4 protein-coding genes are annotated in these 4,128 nt (G+C 55.0%); 2 read left to right on the top strand and 2 right to left on the bottom strand.

Going from position 1 to position 4,128, the window contains the following annotated elements; genetic code table 11:
• Positions 1–443: hypothetical protein (locus HN413_16795; protein ID MBT3392059.1), on the top strand; the 443-nt coding region annotated here is incomplete at its 5' end.
• Positions 444–514: 71 nt separating this feature from the next.
• Complete coding sequence (locus tag HN413_16790; GenBank protein MBT3392058.1) at positions 515–1,723, top strand: insulinase family protein; 1,209 nt, start codon at positions 515–517, stop codon at positions 1,721–1,723.
• Positions 1,724–1,782: 59 nt separating this feature from the next.
• Here HN413_16790 and HN413_16785 read toward each other — a convergent pair whose 3' ends face one another.
• Positions 1,783–3,012, bottom strand: a complete 1,230-nt coding sequence (locus HN413_16785) for a hypothetical protein (GenBank protein ID MBT3392057.1) — start codon at positions 3,010–3,012, stop codon at positions 1,783–1,785.
• Positions 3,013–3,150: 138 nt separating this feature from the next.
• Complete coding sequence (locus HN413_16780) at positions 3,151–4,119, bottom strand: ribose-phosphate pyrophosphokinase (GenBank protein MBT3392056.1); 969 nt, start codon at positions 4,117–4,119, stop codon at positions 3,151–3,153.
• Between the last annotated feature and the right edge of the window lie 9 nt (positions 4,120–4,128).

Genomic DNA, 4,128 nt, shown 5'->3' with positions numbered 1-4,128 from the left:
CTATTATGTCTAAGAAAAAAGACCCCACTCAGCTCGCCGAAGCACTGGCTGCCCTGACCGACCGCACTCTGGCCGGGGAAGATATTTCTCCCGAAGAAGCCCAGGAACTCGGTGCAGCCGCTCAAACCCTTCAACGCCTGAAAGCGGCCGCCATCGCTGAACCTGATCCGGCTTTTGCCATCCGCACGCGCAATTTGGCGATGGCGGCCTTGCCGAAGGCCAAAGCGGGCATTAGTGAGCGGTTGCAAGAAGTTATCAGCCGTCTCATTGGTGATGAAGACTTTCGGCGCAATTTCTTCGCTGCGCCAGAAAACACTCTGCAACGGGCCGGTTTCCAGCTCTCACCTGCCGAAATCGCCGCCCTCAAAGAGATGGAACCCGAAAATCTCGAAGAATGGATCAGCGACCTCGACGAGCGCATTAGCAAATCAGGATTGCTATAAAAAAAATTAACGCAAGGGCGCAAAGAAACAAAGAAGAACTTTGCGACTTTGCACCCTTGCGGCCTTGCGTTATGAACTTACGCCAATCTATCCGTCCCAACGGTCTTCGCCTCATCGTCATTCCCCGGCTCGGCACGCGTACTGTCGCTGCCCGTTTTTTTGTGCGCGCCGGTAGCCGCTACGATGGCGTACAGCCCGGTTTGGCGCATTTTACCGAGCATTTGCTATTCAGGGGCCAGACCAAATTTTTTGCGGATATCGAGGCCCGCGGGGGAGAACTCAACGCCCAGACAACACGCGAATACCTGGGGTTGTTCACCGTCACGATGGGGAACGATCTGCCCCTAGCGTTGACTCTGCTCTCGGAGTTGGTATTACGGCCAGAGTTTTCGTCGGCCAATTTTCTCGCCGAGAAGTTGGTTATCGCCGGGGAAATTGAACAAGCCCGCGACCGCAGCAGCGTGCTTTACGATCATTTTCAACAACAACTTTGGGGGGCGGAGCATCCCTTTGGCAGGCCGGTACTTGGCACCCCGCGGGGACTCGCCGCGCTGGAATTACCCCACGTAGAAAAATTTTATCGCCAGCGATTTGTGGGCGGCAATGCGGTTTTGGTTATTTGCGGCGATATTGACGGTCCCCAGGCCCAATCTTTGGTCGCCGAAGCCTTTGATGAACTTCCCGCGGGGCCAGCGCAACCCCCGGAAGCCCTGCCCGAAACCCCGCGTGGATCGCGTGGTGCACAGATTTCACGCAACACCGGGCGCAATTATTTACTCGTTGGCGTGCCCACGGGGGGGCTGAAACACCCCGACCGCAGCGCGTTGAAAATTATCGAGCTGGCTCTGGGCATGGGGGCCAGCGGGCATCTATACCGGCGCTTGCGCGACGAGTTGGGATTGGTGTATTCAGTCAACGCGGTTTCATCGGTGTATGAAGATGCAGGGTATCTGGCGGTTCAGGCGGTTTGCGCCCCGGAACAGGCAACTACCGTGCAGGATGCGATTTTCGATCTGTGGGTGGAAATCATCGAGGCAGGCATTGCGCTCGATGAAATAGCCGCGGCCCAGGGGAACTACGCCGGGAAGCTGGCGCGCCGTTTTGAGACCAATCTTTCGGTGGCAGGCATCTTCGGGATTGAAGCCCTGTTACATGAAGTGGAACCCTTCGAGGCAGCCATCGCCCGCATCAACGGAGTCACGCGCGAGCGAGTCCGCCAGGCGGCGCAAGCCTATCTTCAGGAAGATCGAGCTGTGGTCGTATCATTGGGGCCATCCTGATAGAAAGTGCATCAAAAAAACTCCCGAATATTAGTGTATTCGGGAGTTTTTTGATGGGGCTATTTCTGCGTTGCGCCGAGTTGATTGAGTTGGTGATAGGGGATGTCGTCATCGGGCGGGGGAACGTAGTCGTCGCTGCCGCTCAGGTTGGGATCGCCCAGGAAGTGGCCGGAGTCATCGTCGCCATCTTTATCGCCGGGGGTTTTGCCGCCGCTCTTTGCATGGCCGCCTGCCAGCACCGGGTGAACTTTGCCGGATTCCCGATCCAGGCCGCCGATTGGGGTTTTGGGGTCGGGGTCTTCGCCACTGCTCCAGACACCTGTGTAAGGTACGGGCTGATCGCCATCCAGCGTCATGCCGCGTTTGGAAACTTCAATATCCCCGTAATCTTCCCAATAGAGCTGATACTGAGAGCCGTCTTCACATTCGACAATGATGTTGCCATCTTTCGAAACTTCGCTGTATTTGCTCACTCGCACTGCTTCGCGCTGGCAACTTTGGTTTGAGCTGCCCTCAACGTGATTGCCGTCCACCTCACCCCAATACTTGGATTTGCCTTTGCCCTTCGATCCGGATCCGTAATTGCCGACGGGTGGCCCACCGCCGTTAGTTTTGCTGCCCTGGGGCATTTTTCCCTGACCGCTGCCCGGCAAATTTTTGCCGCCACCGGGGTAGAGTGCGCCATCTTTGCCCATTCCCACGGGTAATTTTCCTTGTTGCGGCAAATTTTCGGGGCCGAGACGCTGGGGGTCAAAATCTTTACCCACTTTATCACCGGGGGTATTCTCCTTACCAACTGCTCCCGTGGTCACCGGCGTTTCCCCATCAAATCGATAAACCGGATCATTGCCATCAATTTCGCTGGCGGGAACTTGTTCAGCAGGCTGGCCGGAATCTTTGGCGGCGGCTGTCACAGCGCCGCTTTGGGTCTGGACGCGGCCTTCGCCATCCGTAGTTGTTTCCAGCATCGTATCGCTGTCGGATGAACTGCCGCCCGATGGATTACTCTGCTCACCGCCATAGCTTTTGCCAGTCAGCGGGTCCTGGGCAATCTTGGGGCTTTCTTGTGGAGTACCCGCCATTTCGGGTGGGCTGAGGGTTGCGGTTTCACTTTCGGCAATTGCCGCGGTTAGCGTGCTTTCAACGGCTTCAGCCTCAGTGAAGTTTTGGGTCTCTTCGATGCGTGTACCGGGTTCGTGGGCGGCTTCCTGGATGCTCTCAATTTCTACCGTTTCCACAACCGTGGTGGTTTCTACATTTGCCTGGGGGGAAAGTTCAAGATCGTTCATTTTGCGCTCCTTTTGGATTAAGGCTGTTCATCTGTTTAGTCGCTGTGGCGCGCAAAAAAGTAACAAAATTAAAACAAGGGTGTATGTAGCTCTACAACATACACCCTTGTTTTGGGTAGTATCCAAAAAGGCTGCTTTTTACGCGTTATCGTCCCCGTAAACAAAAAGATCGCCGATGGATTCGCGCATATAGTTGTAACGGATCGCTTCACCAAAGATATGCCCTACAGGGAGTACGGTCAGCTTTTGGGGCCGGTTTTCTTTGGGGATTGGCACGGTATCGGTGATCACAATATCGGTAATTTCAGAAACCGCGGCCAGTTTATCTAATCCGCCGCGCACGAAAACACCGTGTGTGCAGGCCAGCCAGATTTCTTCAATGCCATTTTCGATCAGATGTTTCGATAGCTCCAAGATTGTGCCGCCGGTGGAGATTTCGTCATCATAGATCAGGGCTTTTTTATGCCCGCTAAGTTGTTTGCCCACAATACCGGTAAAGGCAACTTGTGAATCTGAAATGCGCTCTTTATTCCCGGCGGCCATCGACAGCCCCAGGTTTTTGGCAAAGCGCGCGGCCGATTTGGCCGTGCCCATATCTCCGGCGATGACGATGGTATCCGAAAGGTCTTTTTGCCGGAAGTAGTGCATCAGCACCGGACGACTGCTGAGTGGGTCGGTGGGAACGGGGAAGAAGCCATGCACCTGAGGGGAGTGCAGCATCATCGTCATCACATGCGTGGCCCCGGCAGTGTGCAGCAAATCGGCAATCAGGCGCGCGGTGATCGAAATGCGCGGTGCGTCCTTCTTATCGGAGCGAGCAAAGGAAAAATAAGGAATGATGGCGTGAATTTCGCGCGCCGAAGCGCCTTTGGCAATATCGAGCATCATCAACAACTCAACCAGATGATCATTGACCGGCGGGCTGAGGGTTTGCACAATGTAGACGTTGCGCGAACGCACGCTGGCACCGAGCTGAATATATAAATTATCATTGCTAAAACGACTGACATGCGTGTCGTCCAGCGGCACGCCAACATGCCGGGCAATATCGGCGGCTAACTCCGGATGCGAGCTGCCGCTAAAAAAACGTAGTTCATTGAGGTCAATATGATTCAA

It is taken from the genome of Chloroflexota bacterium, assembly GCA_018648225.1.
Lineage (GTDB): Bacteria > Chloroflexota > Anaerolineae > Anaerolineales > UBA11858 > NIOZ-UU35.
Note: the sequence above shows the minus strand (reverse complement) of the source record. Positions and strands in the feature narration are given on the sequence as shown.